This window comes from Geminocystis sp. NIES-3709 (assembly GCF_001548115.1).
GTDB lineage: Bacteria > Cyanobacteriota > Cyanobacteriia > Cyanobacteriales > Cyanobacteriaceae > Geminocystis.
The window spans coordinates 3358753-3380374 of sequence record NZ_AP014821.1; the positions used below are offsets into that span (position 1 = coordinate 3358753).

Below are 21622 nucleotides of genomic sequence, written 5' to 3' on the forward strand. Positions count from 1 at the left end.
GGTGAGCAATGCCCACCAAAACCTCACCCAAGCACTAAAATACTTCGCTACTGGATGATAACAGACGATCGTACTTCCAAACTGTTAATAATACATTTATAAAACCGATTATATTAGGGATTGTTTGACGCTTTTTTAATTTTATGTGCAATATCTTTTAAAACTTTATTTAATTCTGAGTCATTAAGACTATCTAAGGGAGAATTTATTTGATGAACTGCCTGATACTTTTTAATCTCAGTTTCTTCATATAAACACTCACTAATGTATAACCAGAGAATTTTTAAACCTCTTTCTTCTGATGCTTTTAATAAAGGTGGAAGTTCATGGTCTATAATAAAATCAGAAGCTAAAAAATGTGGACTAACCATTAAAATGGCAACTGTCGCAGAATCTAAAGCCTGATTAATTTCATCTTTCCAGATAGAACCTGGTACTATCTGTGTGTCATCCCAATAAGAAATTTTGTTATTTTTGATTAGTGGTTTAATCATGATTTTAAGTTTATCTAACCAGTCTTTATCTTTCTGACTATAACTAATAAAAATTTGGTTTTCTTCTTTTTGCATACTATTTGGTGATAATTCTAAGCTGGACTCAATTACATATGAATTTTTTTCTATTTCTGAGATAGGTAACAATAAAGTTTCTTCTATCTGTTGTTTGATTGTGTTCGTAACCGTAGCATAATTACTTAAACAATGAATTAATAAGTAATTTAAATTATAATAATAGCTTAGTAAGTGTTTCTCTTTCTCGGTAAAATTCCAATCGTGACAAATATCCCTGTTCTCTATCAATATTTTTCTCAACCTTTCTAAAAAATTTTTTCCATTATTTATCCACCAAGATTTCCATATATCTATATTATTGTGTCTTTCTCTCATTATTTCTAAAAAATCAGAATTATTAGATTTTTTATTTCTTTCCATTCTGATATGATCGAATGGACTACATAAAGTATCTAATTCAGTATTTATTTTTTCCAGTTCTATTGACAGTTTTTGTTCAAGAAAATTACTTTTGATAAAAGATATAATAGGAAACAAATCAAAATCTCTATCATTTGTAATTACATCTGGAAAAGTTTCACAATATGCTCGGTCAAAGTTTCTTAATAAATTAAAATCAATAATCATGTCTTTTAATTGGAGAATAGTTCGTTTGTCATTTGTGTGATAAAAATATTCCTCATAATCGAATTTAGGTAAAATATTGCAAAACTTATCAAAAGCCATATCAATTTCAACAGCTATCTTTTTTATTGGTTCAAGCTCACTATCTATTGCACAAGATAACTGTGGTTGTCGAGTTTTTATCTCTAAGCCTAAATAAAATGCTCTTATGGCAGATGGTTTTAAATTTGTATCAATTGATTTAGACTTAATATTTAACCAGTTTAAGAAATCTTGTATTTTGTTATGCCCTGAAACTAGATTATCAATCTTATGTTTCATTTGCAATAAAAAGCAATTACTGTTTGATAACATACCTGACATAAAAATCAGAACATGATGCCATTTATAGAATAAAGAACTACTTTTAAAATTTTTTACCTGTAATGTTAATAAGTTGTTTACATCATTATTAATACAATATATTGCTGTAAAATATTCCATAAAACTTAAATGAGAAAAGGAATAAATACAGTTTGCTCTTTCTACTAATAAACTTTGTTGTATAACAATTGAATCCAAAATTAATTGACTGTCTTTTTCATTGATACTTTTATTTAATTTTTGTTCAAAGTACTCACTAATATATTTCAATAATTCTTCTTTTTCAAATAAAATATATTGGTCTTTTTTAAATTTTTGATAGGCAATATAAGCCAATAAATATTGCTTTTCATTTATTGTTAAATGATAATAAATTTGTTCAGCACAACGATTGATACCTTTGGTTTCGTCCCACTTAGAGAATAAAATTTCTAGTGCTTTTTCATATAAGTGATGTCGTTTAGAATAGAATTTTTCTGTATCGGCAAATATCTTACAAGTTAACGTTAATAGTATTGGAGTAACAACTAAATCTCTAATTTGTTGATTTTCTCCAGAGCCTAATTGTTCTAAAAAATATTCTGCTTTCTTTTGTACTGTTTCTTCGTCTTCTTGATTAAATAAAGTAAGGAAATATTTATTGACAAAGGTAATAATTTGGTTTTCGTTAAAATCTGCTATTTCTATATATGAAAAATTATTAAACTGACGTTTTTGTGCTAAGATTCGACTGCTAATAATTATACGATTATTTCCATATTCTTCTATAAAGTAATCAACTTCATCTACAATTTTATCTTGATTTTCTATACTGACTTCATCTAAACCATCTAATAGTATTAAAAATTTTCCTTTCTCCATTAAAGTTTGTATTTCTGCTTGAGAATGGTTTCTAAAATACCAAATAATATAATTTTGTACAGTAAAATTATTATGTCTTTTTTCCCACTTAATAATATCTCTTAATTTAATTAAAATCGGTACATAATGAGTTAATAAATTTCCCTTATTACATTCTATGATAATCTGCTTTAAAAATGTCGTTTTTCCTGAGCCTGGTTTTCCCAATACCATTAATTTTTGAGAATTTTTAACCTTTTCTATTCCTCCTTCTCTTTTCTGTCTCTCAGAGAGTCCTAAACGCTCAAAATCTTGATGATAATCCTGACTATTGTTTAATAAATCTTCAATTCCTCCATGATAATAATTTTTGGGTTCATTGAGAACATTTACGTCCACATATAAATCATTAATTTCAATAGGAAAAGACACATCTAATAATTTTATTGTGCCATCTTGTTGGTGAATTTTATCTTGAACATTTTGACGAACTTTTTTGACCAATGTAATTATTTGCTGATTATTCATTGATTACATTTATTAAATGTGATTAAATGATAATTATATTTGTTTTAAGGTGAGCTTTTTGCTCACCATTTTTGATAGATTAAGCACTAAAATATTTAGCTACAGGATGATAACAGACGATCGCACTTGTGGACTGTTCAGGGTATATTTGTTCTGACTCATCCATATACATACCAATCCGTTTAGCGTCCAGTAAATCTAACTGTACATACTGATCTTGCATATTCGGACAAGCTGGATAACCAAAACTATACCGTGAACCCTGATAATGTTGCTTAAAGATTTCTTTAATATTGTCAGGCTCTAAATGTCCAAAACCCAACTCACGGCGAATCCTTGCATGACACCATTCCGCCATCGCCTCCGCCGTTTGCACCGCCATACCATGATAATAGAGGTAGTTGGTATATTCATCATTAGCAAACAGTTTTTGGGCGTATTCTGTGGCAATTTCTCCCACTGTCACCGCTTGGAGGGGGAAAACATCAATTATTCCAGAATCTTTCGAGGCGAAAAAGTCCGCAATACATAACCTTTTACCAGACTTTTGACGAGGAAATTCAAACTTAGCAATTTCTTCCTTAGCTTCAGGATTTTCAGGGTTATAAATATATAAAGTATTGCCCTGAGATTGACAAGGAAAATAACCATAAATGAGAGTGGGATGTAATAAATTTTCTGCTTTAATTTTCGTTTTCCATTCCTCTAAAATAGGGTAAACTTTTTTTTGCAAAAATTGATCATATTCTTCTCTCGGTTGCCCTTGAGGTTTACGGAATTGCCATTGCCCAGCAAACAGTGCTTGTAAGTCTAAATACCAGAGAATTTCGTCTAAATTAAGCTCATCAGGAGACATAATTTTTGTACCCCAAAAAGGAGGAGTAGGTCGATCGATATTCCCATCCACTGCGTCACTTCTTCGAGTATCAATTTCTTTGATTTCTTGATTTTTGGACAGGCTAGAAGCCTGTTTTACGACTTCTCCTGATTCGTCAAAATTACGTCCTTTAAAGATACTATTTTCTTCAACAAAATCTCCTAAAAATCCTTCTAAGTTATCCCATTGATTACTTTTTTTGGAGGGCATTAATTTATCCATAAAATGCAAATCAGCAAAGGCATCTTTTCCATAAACTACTTTTCCTTGATAAGCATTTTGACAATCTTCATAGACAAATTTGGGGGTTAATGCCGCCCCCCCTAAGATAACAGGAACATTGATTCCTTCTTGGTTAAATGTCTCTAAATTGTCTTTCATAAAAGCGGTGGATTTTACTAATAAACCACTCATGGCGATACAATCTGCGTTGGATTCACGGTAGGCTTTAATGATGTTTTCTACGGGTTGTTTAATGCCTAAATTAATCACTTTATAGCCATTATTAGACAGAATAATATCCACTAAATTTTTACCAATGTCGTGAACATCTCCTTTCACTGTAGCGATTAAAAATGTGCCTTTTCCGCTACCATCACTATCGGCTTTATCCATAAATGGTTCAAGAAAAGCAACGGCGGCTTTCATGGTTTGAGCAGACTGTAAAACGAAGGGTAATTGCATTTGTCCACTGCCAAATAATTCTCCCACAACTTTCATCCCGTCTAATAAATAAACGTTGATAATTTCTAAGGGTGGATAGGTTTCTAATGCCAGTTTTAAAGCATCTTCTAAGCCTATTCTTTCCCCTTCAATAATATGTTGTTTTAGTCTTTCTTCAATGGGTAAATCTGCCACATTTGTTTTAATACTTTTAGTGGTTTTACCCTCAAATAATGTGGTTAATTTTCCTAATGGATCATAAGTGCAAATATCACCGTCAAATTCTCTTTTATCATAGATTAAATCAGTGCAAATTTTAAGCGCTTCTTCGTCAATTTTTGCCAATGGTAATATTTTACTAGCAGATACGATCGCACCGTCCATTCCTATTTGCATGGCTTCATGGAGAAACACGGAGTTTAACACCTGTCTTGCCGCAGGATTCAAGCCAAAGGAGATATTCGACACCCCTAACATAAAATGACATTCGGGAAACATTGCATGGATGCGTTGGATAGATTCGAGCGTCGCTTTTCCGTTTTCTCTGTCTTCCTCAATCCCCGTCGAAATAGGCAAAGCAAGGGTATCAAAAAAGATTTCATGGGGGGGAATGCCATAATTTACCACGTCTTGATAAGCTCGTTGGGCAATTTCCACCTTTTTATCAGCAGTGCGCGCCATACCATCCTCATCTATAGTACCAATCACCACCCCGGCACCGTATTGCTTCGCCAATTCCAATACCTTGAAAAATCGTTCTTCTCCGTCTTCATAGTTAGTAGAGTTGAGGATACATTTACCCCCTGCCACTTTCAAACCTGCCTCCATTTTTTGCCATTCGGTGGAGTCTAACATCAAGGGGAGGGTAACGTTATTCACCAGACGGGAAGCCAATTCGTGCATATCTTTCACCCCGTCGCGCCCCACATAATCCACGTTAACATCGAGGATGTGCGCCCCTTCTTTTACTTGGGCTTTGGCGAGGGAGATTAAACCATCCCAATCTTCGGCGTTGAGTAAATCACGGCATTTTTTCGAGCCACTGGCGTTGAGTCTTTCTCCCACAATCAGGAAAGAGTTATCCTGTTGATAGGGCTGAGTTGTATAGATAGATGCTGCGGAAGGCTCATAATGATACTGTCTTTGTTTTGGTTTTAATGTACTAGCGATTTCTGCTAAAGCTCTAATATGCTCGTAACGGGTTCCACAACACCCGCCGATAATTTGAACCCCTAAGTCTTCGATAAAGTGCATTAACGCCATGCGTAGCTCGATCGGTGTCAATCGGTAATGAGCTTGTCCGCCCAGATTTTCAGGTAAACCAGCGTTAGGCACACAGGAGACAACGAAAGGAGAATTTTCGCTCAAATATTTGATGTGAGGTTTCATCAAATCGGGTCCTGTGGCGCAGTTTAGCCCCATAATATCGATAGGATAGCGCTCTAAAATGGCGAGGGCGGCGTTAATTTCTGTACCCACTAACATTGTACCCATTGTTTCCATTGTCACGGATACCATGAGGGGAAGTCTTTCTCCTTTTTCCTTAAATACTTCTTCAATGGCGTTAAGGGCGGCTTTGATTTGTAAGACATCCTGACAGGTTTCTATTAATAATAAATCAACCTCACCATCGTATAAGCCTTGTACTTGGGTTACATAGGCGTTTTTGAGGGTATCGTAGTCGATATGTCCTAATGTTGGTAATTTTGTACCTGGTCCGATACTTCCTGCCACAAAACGGGGTTTTTCAGGGGTAGAATATTCATCGGCTAATCTTTTGGCAAGTTGGGCGGCGGTTTTGTTGAGATAATAGGATTGATCTGCTAGGTCATATTCTGCTAAAACTAAGGGAGTACCCCCAAAGGTGTCGGTTTCGATAACATCTGCACCTGCTTCCAAAAATCCTCGATGCACGGTTTCTACTGCTTCGGGTTTAGTATGAACTAAATATTCGTTACATCCTTCGTATTCTGCACCACCAAAGTCTTCGGCTGTCAGGTTTTGCACTTGCAGATTTGTACCCATTGCACCATCAAATACTAGCACTGGTCGTGCACGTAGCGTGCCGTTGGCATCGCTGCTGTGTAGTCTTTCTAAAAATCGGCTTTTCATAGATGACTGAGATTATGAGAAGTTCTATAAAGTTATGTTAAATAACTACTTTAGCTTATTTCTGGGAAATCTTAGGGCTATCTCTTTTTCAATTTAGAGTTAAGTAAGTGGGCAGAATTAATTGTATAATTATAACATTAAAATAAATTTAATAAAATCAAAAAGTAATATACAAAAGTTTTATTTATATTTAAAAATAATTAATGTAGCTTAAAATCTGCTAAAAATATGAAAAATAAGTAAATCAAGGATAAAAAATGCGATTTGTTACCAGATTAGCTCCAGAAACACAACAGTTATTAAAGACTATTGAACAAAAAAGTAAATACTATCAAGTTAGACATCGAGCAAAATCGATTTTGTTAAGTTATCAAGGTTATAAAATTACTCAAATAATGTTAATATTAAATATTAGTAGAAATACAATTTATAATTGGCTTAATAATTGGGAAAAAATGGTTTAAATGGATTATATAGCTTGAAGGGAAGAGGAAGAAAATCAACTTTAAATGAGCAACAAGAATTAAAAGTAAAAGAATGGATAAAATCTCATCCAAAAACCTTAAAGATAGTTCAAGAAAAAATAGAAAATGAGTGGGAGATAAAAATAAGCAAAGATACGATAAAAAGATTAGCAAAAAAAAAGGGCATGGGGTAGTATCGGTTCAAGAAAAAAGTAAAAGGGGAAGTATGCCCTGAATTATACCAACAAAAAAAGAGACAATTAGAGCAACTAAAAAGAGCAGAAAATGAAGGAAAAATAGATATATATTATGGTGATGAAAGTGGATTTAGTTTAGTACCTTGTTTACCTTATGGATGGCAAGAAAAAGGGAGAAAAATAGAAAGAGAAAGTAGCCTAAGTAAAAGATTAAATGTGTTAGGATTTATGAAAAAAAATAATGAGTTAGAAAGCTATGTATTTGAGTCATCAATCAATAGTGATATCGTGATAGCTTGTATAGATAACTTGAGTAAAAAAATAAAGAAGGAAACAGTATTAGTAATGGATAATGCCTCGATTCATCAAAATAAAAAATTCTGGAATAAAGAAGAAGAATGGGAAAAAAAAGGATTAAAAATATTCTTTCTACCACCCTATTCACCACAATTAAATAAAATAGAAATACTGTGGAGATTTATGAAATATAAATGGTTAGAGAACTCCTGTTATAAAACTTATTTAGATTTAGTAAAAGGAGTAGAAAATATTCTTATAAACTTTAGTTCAAAATATACAATTAATTTTGCCTAGGTACTTATGATCAAGTAAAAGAGATAGGATTAGAGTATTGCAGAGTACAAAATAATCAGCAAAATACTTCAAAAACACAAATTGGTCAAATCAATCAAACTTTAAGAAATAAAATTGATGTCTATCGCTTTTCAGTCAGTGTTAATGAATTTCAACAATATCTTGATACTGTATTCTTGAATGAAAATATTTTATCTCGTGGAGAAGTAAATTATTTAAAATCAAGTATTGAACCTTTAACACATAGATTAAATGAATATAGCGTTTATCTGAATAAGCTAAGACGCATTGATTTGGTATATAATTTAAGTCAGAAAAGATAAAACTTAGGTGTGATTTATGCCTTCTAAAAATTTTTTGTCAGAGGAAGGAAGAAAGAAAGTATCTACAAGATGCTTTAAAAATAGAAAAGAGATCGGAAGTCAGGGAAAGAATTTTAATATTTTTATTAGAGAATGATGGTAAAAATTATCAAGAAATAGCAGTTTTTTTGGGTTGTTCCCCCAAAACGGTGGCTTACTGGGCAGTTCATGGTAATCCTAATAATGTAGATTCATTGCAAGATAAAAGAAGAAAAGGAAACCAAACAAAAGCAACGGATAAATATATTGAAAGATTATTAGAAGTAGTTGATAAAAATCCTGAAGATTTTGGATATGATTTTGGTCGATGGACGGGGCAAAGATTATCAGAACATTTGGAAAAAGAAACAGGAATTAAATTAAGCAAATCACAAGTAGTGAGGATATTAAAAAGAAAAAAGTATAGTTATATTTGGGGAAAATATAGTTTAGAAGACAAACAAAATCAAGAACAAAGAAAAGCATTTAAAGAAAAATTAGAACATTACATAGAAATAGGTAAAGAGAATCCTGAGTTAGTTCAAGTATGGTTTTGGGATGGGGCGTTTAAAGTGGCGAACTAAATTCGCCACACAGCCCCTCATGAATGTGGTTTTAGTTTAAGGGTGATAAGAAGAAAAACATGGACGAAAAAAGGAAAAAGAAAAAAGGTGAAGGGAGAAAGAAGAAGAGGAAGAGTAAATATCATGGGAGGAATAAGATATTCGGATAAAAAAAGAAGATGTTTTGTAATAAAAAAAGGTGATTCAGAAACGTTTTGTGAACAATTAAAAAAGTTATGGGAAGAAATAAAAAATGAATGGGTAAGTAAGGGAAATGATGAAAAAGATTTTAAAGAATGTGGTCCGAAAATAATCATAATATTAGACAACGCAAGTTTCCATAAAAAAAAGGAAATAGTAGAAAAAATAGAAAAAAATCTACCGAATATAAGACTAGAATATTTACCGGTATATAGTCCAGATTATAACTTAATAGAATTAGTGTGGCATTCGGCAAAGGAATATATAGCTTATAGAAACTTTGAAAATAAAGAACAGCTAGAAAAAACAGTAAATTACTTATTAAATGAAGGAGGTTTAGTAATTAATTGGAGTAAAAAATTTAAGAATAAGGGTGAATTAATCAATGTAAGTTAAATGCGTCTTAGCTTATCAACTGTCACGAAAATACTATGAAGCACTTCCTAAATAATTGAAATACAAAAAACTTTTGCAAAAGTTTCTACTAATTTTTCCTTAACTTCTATAATATTAATATTAGGATCATAATGGGTCATCTTCGTCACAAATTTATCTTGAATACCACAAGGAATAATTTGCTTAAAACCTGATAAGTTGCAATCAACATTTAAAGCAAAACCGTGCATCGTAATCCAACGTTTAACTTTAATACCAATAGCTGCTATTTTTGCATTTCCAATCCAAACTCCTGTTAAGCCTTTTATTCTATAAGATTTAATATTATATTGATATAAAAGTTGAATAACGACTTCTTCTAATTGTCTTAAATACCAATGTAAATCTTGTTTATAATAATGAAGATTTAGAATAGGATAAACAACAATTTGTCCGAGACAATGAAATGTTACCTCTCCGCCCCTTTCCGTGCGGTATAATTCCCCTGAAAAAGATTTTAGGTCAAATTTGAGATTATTAAGAGTAGAGCCGGTGCCTAGGGTATAAACAGGGGGATGTTCTACTAATAACAACTTATCCGATAATAGAGGATTTTTTAGTCTTTCTTGAACTAATTTTTGTTGGTATTCCCATGCTTTTTTATAGCTGATTAACCCAATATTTTCTAATTCTATAACTCGATCGTGTACCAATGAACAATTAATAGTGAATAGTGAATTAAATAAATAATTAATTTTCTGAATTAGTAAGCTAGGATTCGTCTAAGTTGACTCCGTAAGCGTAAGGAATAGGCAACAGGTGATAGTAATAGTTAAGAGTTTCACAGTTTTTTATTGTTAGAAAAATTTAACCTAATACCTAACACCTAATACCCAATACCTTGAATCTCAGATAGTTAAGTATTAATTTGTAGAATTGGATTTGAAGTTGTTTCTTGATTGCCATATAAAATGACAGTGGCTTGGGTTTCACTCCAACGAATCATCAAATTAGGTTGTAAGCCAAAGAGAATAATTAAAAAAGCAAGGATTAAAGCTGGAATTCTTTCACTCCATAAAACCCTTGGTAAATTACTTAATTCTGGAGTTAAACGCCCAAAAAATACACGATTTACCATAAGCAAGAAGTAAACAGCAGTTAATCCTGTACCGATTAAACAAAGTAAAGTTGGTATAGGAAATATCGGGAAACTACCTCTAAACACGAGAAATTCAGAGACAAAACCTACCATCCCCGGAATACCAGAACTGGCCATAACTGCTAAAATCATTAAACTACCAGTAACAGGTAAGCCTTTTTCCGGGTTAAGTAAACCACTTAGATAATTGACATCTCGACTGCCTGTTTTTTTATAAACTATCCCTACTAAAATGAATAACGTGGCGGAGATTAAACCATGACTTATCATCTGCAAAATAGAGGCACTTAAACTTAATCTGGTAGTTGCCGCCGCCGCTAATAATACATAAGCCATGTGTGCAATAGATGAATAAGCCACTACTTTTTTCATATCTTTTTGTGCAATGGCACAAGTCGCCCCATATAAAGCACTTATACCTGCTAGAAAAGCAAGATAAGGGGCAATCATTACCCATGCTTCAAGGAAGAAACCAACACCAAACCTTAGTAAACCATAAGTTCCTAATTTCAATAAAACTCCAGCCAGAAGCACAGAAACTGGGGTACTAGCTTCTACATGGGCATCAGGTAACCAAGTATGGAAGGGAAAAATGGGGATTTTGATAAATAAACCAATTAAAAGAGGGATAAGTAGTAATAATTGGCTATTGACAGGGATAGAATGAGATTTTAAAGGCTCAAATGCGAAAGTTGATTCCCCACTCAACCACACTAAACCTAAGAAGGAGACTAATACAAAAAATCCAGAAATGGCAGTGTATAATAAAAACTTCATGGCGGCATAGCCTCTTCTTGCACCACCCCAGACAGCAATAAGAAAATACAATGGCACAATTTCTATTTCATAAAAGAGGAAAAAGAGTAGTAAATTTTGAGCTAAAAATGCTCCGGCAACTCCTCCACTCAATAATAAAATCATGCCATAATAAAATCGAGGTCTTTGTATATCTTTTGGTGTGATATAAAGGGCAATTAAAGTTAATAAACTGTTGAGACAAAGGAGAGGAAATGATAAACCATCTACTCCTAAGTCATAGCCTAAACCTAACCAACTTAACCAAGTAAAATTCTCAGTAAATTGTAACCCAACAATATTGGTTTGAAATTTTATCCCTAAAATAACATTAAGAATACAAATTATTCCAGCTATTATTAAAGCTATATGACGATAAATTAAGACATTTTTAAAAGTAGGTAAAAAACAGATTACTATAGTACTAATTATAGGAATCCAAATAAATAAACTAAGCATATTATGAATTTAAAATTAGGAATAGGTAATTAAAAATTATTTCTTAGATGACTTTTATAATAAGTCAAAATACTCTGAATAATATTTCAAAGCCATCTAAATTAATGATACAGATGGAGAATGGGTAATAAATAGTTAAAGATTTGAAAGTTTTTTAATCTATAAATAAGAAGTTTAAATTATTTTTAGCTTATAAATTGATTAACACAAAAGAATAATCGATCGTAATTTGAATTTAACAAAAGATGTTTTTATGAATAAAATAAATTTGATATTTTATTATTTATTTTCAAAACAATAACTTTTAATTATAAATTGTTAATTTAATGAAATGATCAATAGTTGATGATATTTCCCCATTGTCCACTTAAAATACACCACATTAGTAAACTAACGCCGATGATAATGGTTAAAATATAAAACTGTGATTGTCCAGAAGTGTTATATTTAAGAGCACTACCACTAAAAATTGTCACTAAACTGACGAGGTTTACTACCCCATCAATAATATATCGATCGAACCAAGTGGTAAATTTTGCTAAATTAGAGACAAAAGCTACTACTGTAAACTGATAAATTTTATCAAGATAGAAATCGTAAGCTAAGAGATCTTGAATTACACGAATTGACTTCTCAATGGGACGATTCCAACCTCTTCTCAAAGGAATAAAAGCACCAATTAAGCAACCAACCACGCCGGATAAAAAGATTAAGGGTAAACCATAGTTCACCACAATAGTATCATTATTAAGTATCGGGGCAGTAGAACTTAACCAAAGAGAATATTTAATAGGTGCAATAGGTGCAAGAAGAGCAAGGATAGTTAAACTTACCATAGGAACAGCCATTTGCCAAGGTACTTCTGGTGCTCGGCGAGTTTTTGGTTGTGGTTTGCCAAGAAATACTAAGCGAAAAACCCTTGTAAAATTAACCGCATTAACGGTATTGACGATTAAAAGGATAGTTAATAACCACCAAGACACATTGAGACTTCCATTAAACCAACGGGAGAAAGTCATTAACATTCCCAAGGGTAATAAAGCAATAATTCCAGCACTACCAGTCATATAAGCTAGTGTAGTAGCAGGCATTTTAGACCAAATTCCACCCAATTCTGTGATATTTTGACCGCTTGTAGTTAAAATTATAGAACCTGCACTCATGAAAAGCAAAGCCTTCCCAATACCATGACTAAATAATATCAAAAAAGCAATGTCCACATGACCCAAACCTACCGCAATAAACACTAATCCAAGATAAGCACTGGTAGAATGACATAAAGTACGTTTGAGATCTATTTGTGCCAAAGCAATTAATGAACCACCGATAGCGGTAATTCCACCGATGACAATTAAAGTATTAACTACCACAGGAGATAAGAGGAAAACAGGGGCTAGTTTAATTAGTACAAAAGCACCGGCAGAAACAACGATCGAGTTACGCATAATACTAGCAGGATTAGGGCCTTCCATCCCTTCGTCAAGCCAGAGATTAAGAGGAAATTGAGCACATTTGCCGATAGGCCCAGCAATTAAAGCTAAACCAATTAAAGTTATAGTAAAAGGAGGTAAAGGAGAAGTTTCTGCCCAATTTTGGAGTTGAGAAAAACTTAATCCAGCACCATCACTAGAAAGTGCAACAATACCCATCAGTAAGAGAATGTCTCCCACTCGTTTCGTTAAGAAAGCATCTCTGGCGGCGGTGACAACGAGGGGTTGTGCATACCAAAAACCCACTAATAAGTAAGTAGAGAGAGTTAGCAATTCTAATAAACCGTAACTTAGTAAAAGAGAATCACTTAAAGCTAATCCTCCTAAAGCCGCTTCAAAAAATCCCATCATACCGAAGAAACGTGCCAACGCCCAATCTTTCTCCATGTAACCTAGTGCAAATAATTGAGCTAATAAACTAATACCTGTTACTAGTTGTAATGCTCCTACACTGACAGGAGAAATTTCAATAGTAAAAGATAAATCTAAATCAGCAAGGCTAAACCAAGGAAAAACGATACTTTGAGCTGGTTTTTGCCAAATATGACTATAAACGATACTATCATGAATAAAAGATAGTACAGTCATAAAAATATTAATATAAGCGGCTGGACGAGGGCCTGTCCTACGAATGAAACCAAAAGCCCAAGGAAGACTTAATATTGCTCCTAATAGACCATAAAAGGGTATCAACCAGATATAATTTGTAAAAAAATCGATCATTATTCCCATTATCTATCATTATATTGATGATCAATCTTATAGCAATCTGTCGATCGATACTAGGATTCTCTATAAAATATTCTAATACCATTGGTTATTTTCTATAATTTCTATGGCAAAATAGGCTATGGTGAACGATACCACACTTTTTGAATTTCATTTATTATCTCTGGATTTGGACTGGATTTAATCTCAACTGAAGGGTTAATTTCTACTCCGGGAATATTTTGACTCCAAGGAGTATTGGGTAAAGATTTTAACTCTACATTATACATCGGACGAAAACCATAGTTTGCAAAAATTATTTGTTGTTCATTTTCTGTTAAAAAATCTAAAAATTTTTGACTTGATTTAGCTTCTGATTTATTCACATTTTTTTGTACGATCGCACCCATAATAGTTGTTTCAATGGTAGGATTAGGATAATAAATTTGATAGCCTTGTTTTTGATTTTCTTTGGCTTGTAACCAACGGTGTAAAGCAATACTTTCATAAACTGTAGCAACATCAGCATCATTTACTCCCCTTGCGATAAATTCTTGTAATAAAATATCAGTTGATCTAGGAGGTTGATAAATGGAACTTTTAATAAGTCCAAATAGTTTATTTATTTCAGGACTATTAAGATCATTTACACTTAAATTATTTTGATTAAGTTCATTTTTTGCCCATAAACTAAGAGTTAATTGACCAGAATTCGATCGAGTGGGATCTGTTGTGATAAAATCAAAACTACCCCATGTTTTTTTTCCTCCTAATTTATCCCAATTTTTGGTAATTAAGGCATTTTCTAATGTTTTCCAATTAAATTTATTATCAGGAAATAAAACTTTTCCTCTTTCTTCCCATGCAATACCAACTAATAAAGTTTTAACAATTGCTTTTGGGTTATCATAAAAAATCTTAGTTTCTCCTTGGGCTTTTAATTTAGTTTCTAATTCATTAATTAACTCACTGTTAGCAGGAATTAAAATAGTTGGTTTAAAATCGTTTTTTTCATCAGTAAAATTAGTAACAATATCTTGTGAACCTTGAAACTTTAAATCTATATTAATATTAGAATTTTCTTGTTCAAATTTTTTTTCGATCGTTTCTAAAACTTCTTTTAATTCTGTACCACTAACAATAATAATATTCGTTTTTAAACCCAAAAGAGGTGGTAAATAAGTTATTCCTAAAGAAATGAAAATAATACCTAAAGAAATAAGTTGATTGGTATAATTATTAGATTTATTTTGATTTTTAGTAGATATAATCTGTTCTGATGAAGAGGGCATTTTTAATATTGCTAAAAATTTTCGTGTTAATTTATTCATAATTTTTATTTTTGAATTTAATTTATTATTAATACAATTAAAGCTAATATTTTGATTCTTTTAATAAGATGTGATGACTTGAGATATTTCTTATAAAAACATATCCTGTTCAAACTTATTTCATATATGGTAATATTAAAAACTTTAAATAGTATATTTGTGGAGTTTTTTTAAATTAATAAATCTACATTATCTTGAAAATTATTTAACTCCTGACTTAAACTTTTCAACTCTTGAATTTGCTCAGAATTAGTAAGATCAGATGTTCTTAATTTATTTTGTAAATTCTGTAAAACTCCTCCCAATTCAATAATAATATTCACTAAGGAAAACACTTGAGCTTCCCTTGCATCCTGTCCTTCTAAAGCTAATTCTATGTTATTTTTTAAGGTAGTTTCTAGTTGTTTTAATTGTCTTAATGCCATGCCCCCGCTATACTTTTGTTTTGTTTCCACTTGCCGTAATTGTTTATTTAATTCATCTACTGATAATAAAGAATCTCCCCCGTGTAATCTTCTACTTAATTTCTCTATTTTTTCTGGTAATTCTAAGGTTCGATCGCACGTATATTGTACAGTAGTTAATAAGTCTAATTGCCATGAATCTTGTAATAACTTTTCTGCTTCCATGCGTAAACTTTCAGCACTTTTTATTAATAATTTAGCTTGATTTTTAGCATTATTTAACTCTGTTTCTAAAGCTGTATTTTGAATATCAATATCTCCTCGAACTTCTTTTTCTTTACCGACTAAAACTACTGAACTGATAAAAGCGATCGAAGCCGATAATGGCAACATAATTAAGGAGGATAAATTGGCAAATCTTACCCCTAAAAATAAACAAATTCCTGCAATTAAAACTCCTAAAGGATAGTTAAGAGGATTGACTAATTTTGCCATAAAAACTCCTTAAAATTCTACTTGTAAATTATTCATCACTTGATCTATCGTGCTAGGATCACCTTTACGATAATAACCATTATTTATTTTGGCAATTTCTTCTAAAACTTGGCTATTAAATTCTCCATCATTACCATAACCTACAGTAAAAAAAGCAATTCTTTCATCACTATTAAAACCACTTTTTTGCAATTGGGCTTCTAAATTTGGTAAAGTTATTCCGCTTCCTGAATCTTCTCCATCGGTAAGAATTAACACAGCATTAATCGCATTAGGTTTTAAATTTTTTCTTAACCAATCCCTCGCAAATAAAGCACTATCATATAATTTTGTGCCACCTCTCGCCTGTAAACTACTGATATATTTAATGCCATTATTTTTGCCTTCTGGAGTACCTTTAATAATGATAGGAGGATTAATTTCATCACTAAAAGTTATTAATACAATTTCCTCTTTTACACCCAAATTTTGCACATAATTAAGTAACGTATTTTGCACTGCTGACATTTTTTGTCCTCGCATTGAACCAGAAATGTCCACAACGATCGCTACTTGAGAGGGTTTTTTAGCATAATCCTGCCAATTTTTAAGCATGGCTTCCACCACTTCTGGTTTAGGTGGACGATAAGACTCATAATTAGGATTAGGATTAACACCAAATTGAGCATTGAATTTGTTACTTAGAGGAATACCCGGAATACCGGGGCGCAATCCTAACTCGGAGGCAAGGGTTTGTAATTCAGGAGTTAACATAAAATCTAGCACTTTTTGCGCGCCTTCTTTTTCCTCCTCTGACACCCATGGGGCGTTAGGTAGCATACCCCGAATGTTAGAACTAAAGGTGGCTTTAGGATATACTGCCTGATATTGGTTATTGCCTTGACTGTTAGCACGAATAACTAAAGACTCATACACAGAGCCTACATTTGCCCAAAACACTCCATTTTCCACCATTGAATTAGCCAAAGAGGTGGTAGAAACTCCATAGCGAGTAATTTTTTCTTGAATAGCTTTTACTTTATCTTGATATTTTGTCACATCTTCGATCGTTAAATCTTGAGGGGGTTTATTGGCAACAGAAGCAAATTGAGCAACCAGAGTTTGCAGTCCAGAGTTCGATCGAGTGGGTGCAGTTTGCACAAAATAGATAGGTAAGGGTTGACTATTGGGATCTAATTGTTGATAATTATTATAATTGGCTAAACCTGTGTAAATATTCGGGGTTTTTTCTAAGGCTGGTGCTAACTCTTTTGTAGTCATGAACACCATTGGACTAAAAACAATTAAAGGAGTGTCTGTAATCGCAGGAATATAGTTTTTTCCCGGAAAAATCTTGTCAATTTGATAAATTAATTGATTCTGATATATCTCTCCATCTACTGCAATTAAAGAAGGAAATTGAGCATCTTCCCCTAAAATTGTCCCATCGGATAACTGTTGTGCTAGTGATACAACTTCATTAATAACATCTCCACTTCCTTTTGCATCACAGGTTAACAAAAAAGATTTACCGTTACTTAATTTCGGATTTGTGGCATTAAGTTTTGTTGCTGTTTGTTGACAAAATTCCCCTAAGTCGCTACCTACTAAAAATTTAATAGAAATCCCTGAAGTTTGATTATTATTACTATTTCTTTGATTACAAGATGAGAGTAATAGTAATGGAGTTACAATAAAAGGAAAGATTGACTTAAGTTTGAAGACCATCGAGAAAAAAGTTTATTTCTAGGTTTTGTCGTCAACCCAAATCAGTGATATAAATATGGTACGGGCATTTTTGCTTTTACGCAAATTTTCATAAATGATTTCGGTTTAATCCAATCATAACCGATCGATCTTTGAATCTAGGTTAAGTAATTATTAACTTTCATCCCCTTTCATTGTATTTCAACAATCAAGTTATTAACTTTCAAAGTAAGGATTATGAAACACTTTTTCCCCAAGATCATTATTAGCATTAGTCTTTTGTCTGTATCTTTTTCAGTTTACCCTGTACAGGCACAATCACAAAGAAATATTTATACTTGTATTTCCGATCGAGGTAAACCTACTACTATAGTCGATACAAAGAGAGGTAGAATCAGACTAATTGTCTGGGAAAGTAATTATTTTGGTAGTTCAGGATGGACACCGCAAAAAAGATGTGAAGAAATAACAAAAAGGTTTCAAAAATATTCTGATGATGGAACTTTAAGACAAATTACCACAGGTAAAATTATTGCTTCCAATGGAGGAATTTATAATATCGTCTGTGTAGCAAATAATCAACCCGGTACTCAAGGGCAATGCTTAAAAGATGGGTTACTTTTGACTCTCGAATCAGGAGATAATCCTAAACAAGTTTTAAATAGCTTATTTCAATCCGCTAGAGATGTCGGTTTACCAGCTTTTAAAAGGGGAACAGAGTCTTTTAATCTCCTACAATATTTAGAACAAGCTCCCTTAATGGAAGCAGTACAAGAGAATAATACATCTTCCTCTGAAAATACCACAATCATAAAAGATACGATCGAACAAACAGAAAAAAATACAGAAAACAACACCTGTCCTGCAATTCTTTGTAATTAAAAATTTTTCATTTGAGGATAGATAGCCGTTAGCAATTATCATAGCAAGGTTTTTGTTGAATATAATTAAGCTAAGACTTATAAAAGTTACATACTTTAATCTCAGTCGAAATTGTTTTATCAATTTCCTTTTTCCGATTGCCTCATTATTCTACTTAGATGCGTTTGCTCTCATATTCTCAATTCTGCATTTTACTACGTTTATCTAAAATCAAGCTACTCTTATATAGATGAATTCTTTCACCTCTACCAATCAAATATTACCCTCCCCCTATCACTTAGTTAAACAATTAGGAAGTGGCAGTTTTGGCAATGTTTACTTAGTTATTAACAAAACTAACAACACTCAATGTGTGGTTAAACAACTTCATCTTATCTCCAATCAACCTAGTTTTGTTAGCCATGCGCGCCGCTTATTTCGTCAAGAAGCAGAAATTCTGAGAAAACTTACCTATCCGCAAATACCTCATCTTATTGACTATTTTGAAGAGGGAGACGAATTTTACCTTGTAGAAGAATATATCCAAGGTCATACTTTACGACAAGAATTAGTTCCCAATCAATCTTGGACAGAAAAGCAAGTTGTGGAATTATTGCAAGATGGATTATCTATCTTAGCTCATATTCATGAACAAGGGATCATTCACCGAGACGTTAAACCCGATAATTTTATTCGCCGTCAGTCAGACAATAAGTTGGTATTAATTGATTTTGGAGCAGTTAAAGAGTTTAAAATAGAACAAAGTCGCCTCATAGATCCAACTGTAGCTATGGGTACTCGTGGTTATATGCCAACCGAACAAGCTAGAGGAAAGCCTTATAAAAACAGTGATATATACGCATTAGGAGTTATTGGTATCCAAGCCTTAACGGGAAAAAATCCCCTTGAATTAGAAGAAAATGAAGAAGGAGAAATAATTTGGGAATGTCCCGGAATTCATCCCAATCTTCGTGCTATTTTAGAAAAAATGACTCGTCATCATTATAAAAATCGTTATCAATGTGCTGAGGTGATTATTCAGGATTTACTAATATATCCACAAAAAGAAAATCTAAACCTTAATTACCAGGAAAATATCAATAATCCTGCTCTTAATTCAACAGAAGTTATTACTTCGGCTACGGCAATTCATTCCGTTACAGAGTCTTTTACCTCTTCTTCTATCTCAAATACCTCTAATTCTGCTGGTAAATGGTTAAAATCTCCATTTGGTGCAACTATTAGTCTCGTTTTAACTATTGCTTTGGTAACTACTGGGGGGATTTATTATTTTAACATACAAGAAAAAGCTCGTCAGGAAAAGGCACAAGAAGATTTAATTGCGTCATTGACACAAAAATATCAAAGTCAGTCTTATCAAGAATGTTTTGAAGAAATAGAGACTAAAAATAGGGAAAATGATCCTAGTATCACTCCTAAAGCCTTAGAATATATTGGACTATGTCGTTTATCTGAAGCAAAAAATCAAGGAAATTTGTTGAACTACGCTTCTGCTTTAGAAATTATTGCTAAAATTCCGAAAAATGATCCTAATTATAGTGAAAGTCAAATATTGATCGAAAACTGGAGTACAAAAGTTTATACCAAAGCAGAAAGTTTATATAAGGAAAAAGGAAAATTAGAAGAAGCCTTAACAGAAATTAATAATTTACCTCAAGGAAATATAAGAGAAACAGCTTTAGTTAATGCGGAAAAATGGAAAGAAGAATATCAAATTAATAATCCAATACTTTTACAAGCAGAAAAAGATTTGGAATATAATAATTGTACCGATGCAATTCAAACAGTTAGCCAGATTTATGGTTCTAATTATTGGCTATTACAAGGAAAAAAAATTGTCGATCGAGCGCGAAAATGTTTAGAAAATTCGAATAAAAATACTAACAATAATTCTAGCACAGATCCCATCACACCACAAAATGGAGTGATACCTCTTTGCCCCGGTATTTTGTGTCCTGACAATTAACTTCTAATCGTCTTTGATTTTTTCATTATTTTTAATAAAGTTTTTGATAGATTCTATAGTAATTCCCCAGCTTAATTCACTCATTTTTTCTGCTTGTTTTTCATCTATTTTAACCCCATCTTGATAAATATAAGGATTTCCAAAAATAGGATATTTGCCTAAACCATTTATTCCTATTAATTCTCCTTTTTGGTTAATAATTGAACCGCCACTCATGCCATTATGAACTAAGTTAGTATATCCCAGTTGATAACCACCAATTAAGGGTTTATTTAAGATCATAATTAAGTTACCTTTAGTATAATTTAATTCCTTGGATTGTTCTAAATTTTTTTGGAAAGAAAAGCCCGTAGAAAAAACTATTTGGTTTTCTTTTAAGGATTGTTGGCTAACATTAATCATGGGATAATTTTCTTTAGAGGTAAATTTTAGTAACGCTAAATCATTTTCTTGATAGTTGTGATTATTTCTTTTTATTACTTCAGCTAAATAGATTTTCCCTTTATAAGTAGCAATACTATAATTGATGTTTTCTTCCTTGACTACATGATTATTAGTAATCACAAAATAGTTATTATCTTTTTGATAAATTATTACTCCAGAGCCACCGATCGAGCTATTATTATCATCAAAAAATATTCTTACAGTAACTTTTTCTGCGATCAATTTGATTTCATTTTCCGTAATAGTAGGAGAATTATTAGAAGATGAATTACTACCTAGATTGATTTTAAATCCTGAACTTTGTATTTTTTTATCAATATCTTTAAGTAATAAAATTCGACTAAAATGAAAAAATATAGCTATAGCTAAGAATAAAACAATCAAAAACCATGAGTATTTATTTAACTTAAATCTAAAAATAGTTAATAGTAAAATCATAGTCAATTTTTATCCTAAAAAAAATTTTTCTACAACTTAATCATTTATTATTAATTTATCCTAACTTTTAAAAAAAAATATTAAGAAAAAATAACAATAGTTTACACAATA

13 protein-coding genes and 2 pseudogenes are annotated in these 21622 nt (G+C 32.0%); 6 read left to right on the forward strand and 9 right to left on the reverse strand.

Annotated elements, in window-relative coordinates; genetic code table 11:
• Positions 1–113: 113 nt before the first annotated feature.
• The gene (locus tag GM3709_RS14340; protein WP_066120627.1) at positions 114–2867 is read right to left on the reverse strand and encodes an NACHT C-terminal helical domain 2-containing protein; all 2754 of its coding nucleotides are present in this window, start codon (positions 2865–2867) and stop codon (positions 114–116) included.
• 79 nt (positions 2868–2946) lie between these two features.
• Positions 2947–6519 carry a methionine synthase gene (metH, locus tag GM3709_RS14345; RefSeq protein ID WP_066120629.1) on the reverse strand — a complete coding sequence of 1191 codons (3573 nt, stop codon included), beginning with the start codon at positions 6517–6519 and terminating at the stop codon, positions 2947–2949.
• A gap of 257 nt (positions 6520–6776) precedes the next feature.
• On the opposite strand from metH, the gene GM3709_RS21175 reads away from it, so the two are divergent.
• The 4 genes and pseudogenes from GM3709_RS21175 (at position 6777) to GM3709_RS19305 (ending at position 9275) form a co-directional block, all read left to right on the forward strand.
• A complete protein-coding gene (locus tag GM3709_RS21175; RefSeq protein ID WP_197671840.1) occupies positions 6777–6983 on the forward strand; it encodes a helix-turn-helix domain-containing protein in 207 nt (68 codons plus the stop codon).
• Positions 6965–7177 carry a helix-turn-helix domain-containing protein gene (locus GM3709_RS21180; RefSeq protein WP_197671841.1) on the forward strand — a complete coding sequence of 71 codons (213 nt, stop codon included), beginning with the start codon at positions 6965–6967 and terminating at the stop codon, positions 7175–7177. The genes GM3709_RS21175 and GM3709_RS21180 overlap by 19 nt, the downstream gene beginning before the upstream one ends.
• Before the next feature lie 60 nt (positions 7178–7237).
• A pseudogene (locus GM3709_RS21185) lies at positions 7238–7774 on the forward strand (IS630 family transposase); the annotation flags it as partial.
• A 339-nt stretch (positions 7775–8113) separates the two neighbouring features.
• Positions 8114–9275 (forward strand): annotated as a pseudogene (locus GM3709_RS19305) (IS630 family transposase).
• A 47-nt stretch (positions 9276–9322) separates the two neighbouring features.
• Here GM3709_RS19305 and lipB read toward each other — a convergent pair.
• From lipB to GM3709_RS14390, 6 genes are all read right to left on the reverse strand, one after another.
• A complete protein-coding gene (gene lipB / locus GM3709_RS14365; RefSeq protein ID WP_173645724.1) occupies positions 9323–9967 on the reverse strand; it encodes a lipoyl(octanoyl) transferase LipB in 645 nt (214 codons plus the stop codon).
• Between the two features lie 203 nt (positions 9968–10170).
• On the reverse strand, positions 10171–11667 hold the full coding sequence (locus GM3709_RS14370; RefSeq protein WP_066120634.1) for an NADH-quinone oxidoreductase subunit M: 1497 nt from the start codon (positions 11665–11667) through the stop codon (positions 10171–10173).
• A 335-nt stretch (positions 11668–12002) separates the two neighbouring features.
• Positions 12003–13880, reverse strand: coding sequence for an NAD(P)H-quinone oxidoreductase subunit F (locus GM3709_RS14375; RefSeq protein WP_066120636.1), 1878 nt, complete (start codon positions 13878–13880; stop codon positions 12003–12005).
• A 125-nt stretch (positions 13881–14005) separates the two neighbouring features.
• Positions 14006–15196: a substrate-binding domain-containing protein gene (locus tag GM3709_RS14380; RefSeq protein WP_082713014.1), complete on the reverse strand. Its 1191-nt coding sequence runs from the start codon at positions 15194–15196 to the stop codon at positions 14006–14008.
• A 170-nt stretch (positions 15197–15366) separates the two neighbouring features.
• The gene (locus tag GM3709_RS14385) at positions 15367–16095 is read right to left on the reverse strand and encodes a hypothetical protein (protein WP_066120638.1); all 729 of its coding nucleotides are present in this window, start codon (positions 16093–16095) and stop codon (positions 15367–15369) included.
• Positions 16096–16104: 9 nt separating this feature from the next.
• On the reverse strand, positions 16105–17802 hold the full coding sequence (locus GM3709_RS14390) for an extracellular solute-binding protein (RefSeq protein ID WP_066120641.1): 1698 nt from the start codon (positions 17800–17802) through the stop codon (positions 16105–16107).
• 216 nt (positions 17803–18018) lie between these two features.
• On the opposite strand from GM3709_RS14390, the gene GM3709_RS14395 reads away from it, so the two are divergent.
• Both GM3709_RS14395 and GM3709_RS14400 read left to right on the forward strand, forming a co-directional pair.
• Positions 18019–18663: a COP23 domain-containing protein gene (locus GM3709_RS14395; protein ID WP_066120643.1), complete on the forward strand. Its 645-nt coding sequence runs from the start codon at positions 18019–18021 to the stop codon at positions 18661–18663.
• 229 nt (positions 18664–18892) lie between these two features.
• Positions 18893–20629 carry a serine/threonine-protein kinase gene (locus GM3709_RS14400; RefSeq protein WP_066120645.1) on the forward strand — a complete coding sequence of 579 codons (1737 nt, stop codon included), beginning with the start codon at positions 18893–18895 and terminating at the stop codon, positions 20627–20629.
• A gap of 3 nt (positions 20630–20632) precedes the next feature.
• On the opposite strand, the gene GM3709_RS14405 is transcribed toward GM3709_RS14400, so the two are convergent.
• Positions 20633–21511 (reverse strand): serine protease, encoded by an 879-nt coding sequence (locus GM3709_RS14405; RefSeq protein WP_066120646.1) that lies wholly within the window; start codon positions 21509–21511, stop codon positions 20633–20635.
• Between the last annotated feature and the right edge of the window lie 111 nt (positions 21512–21622).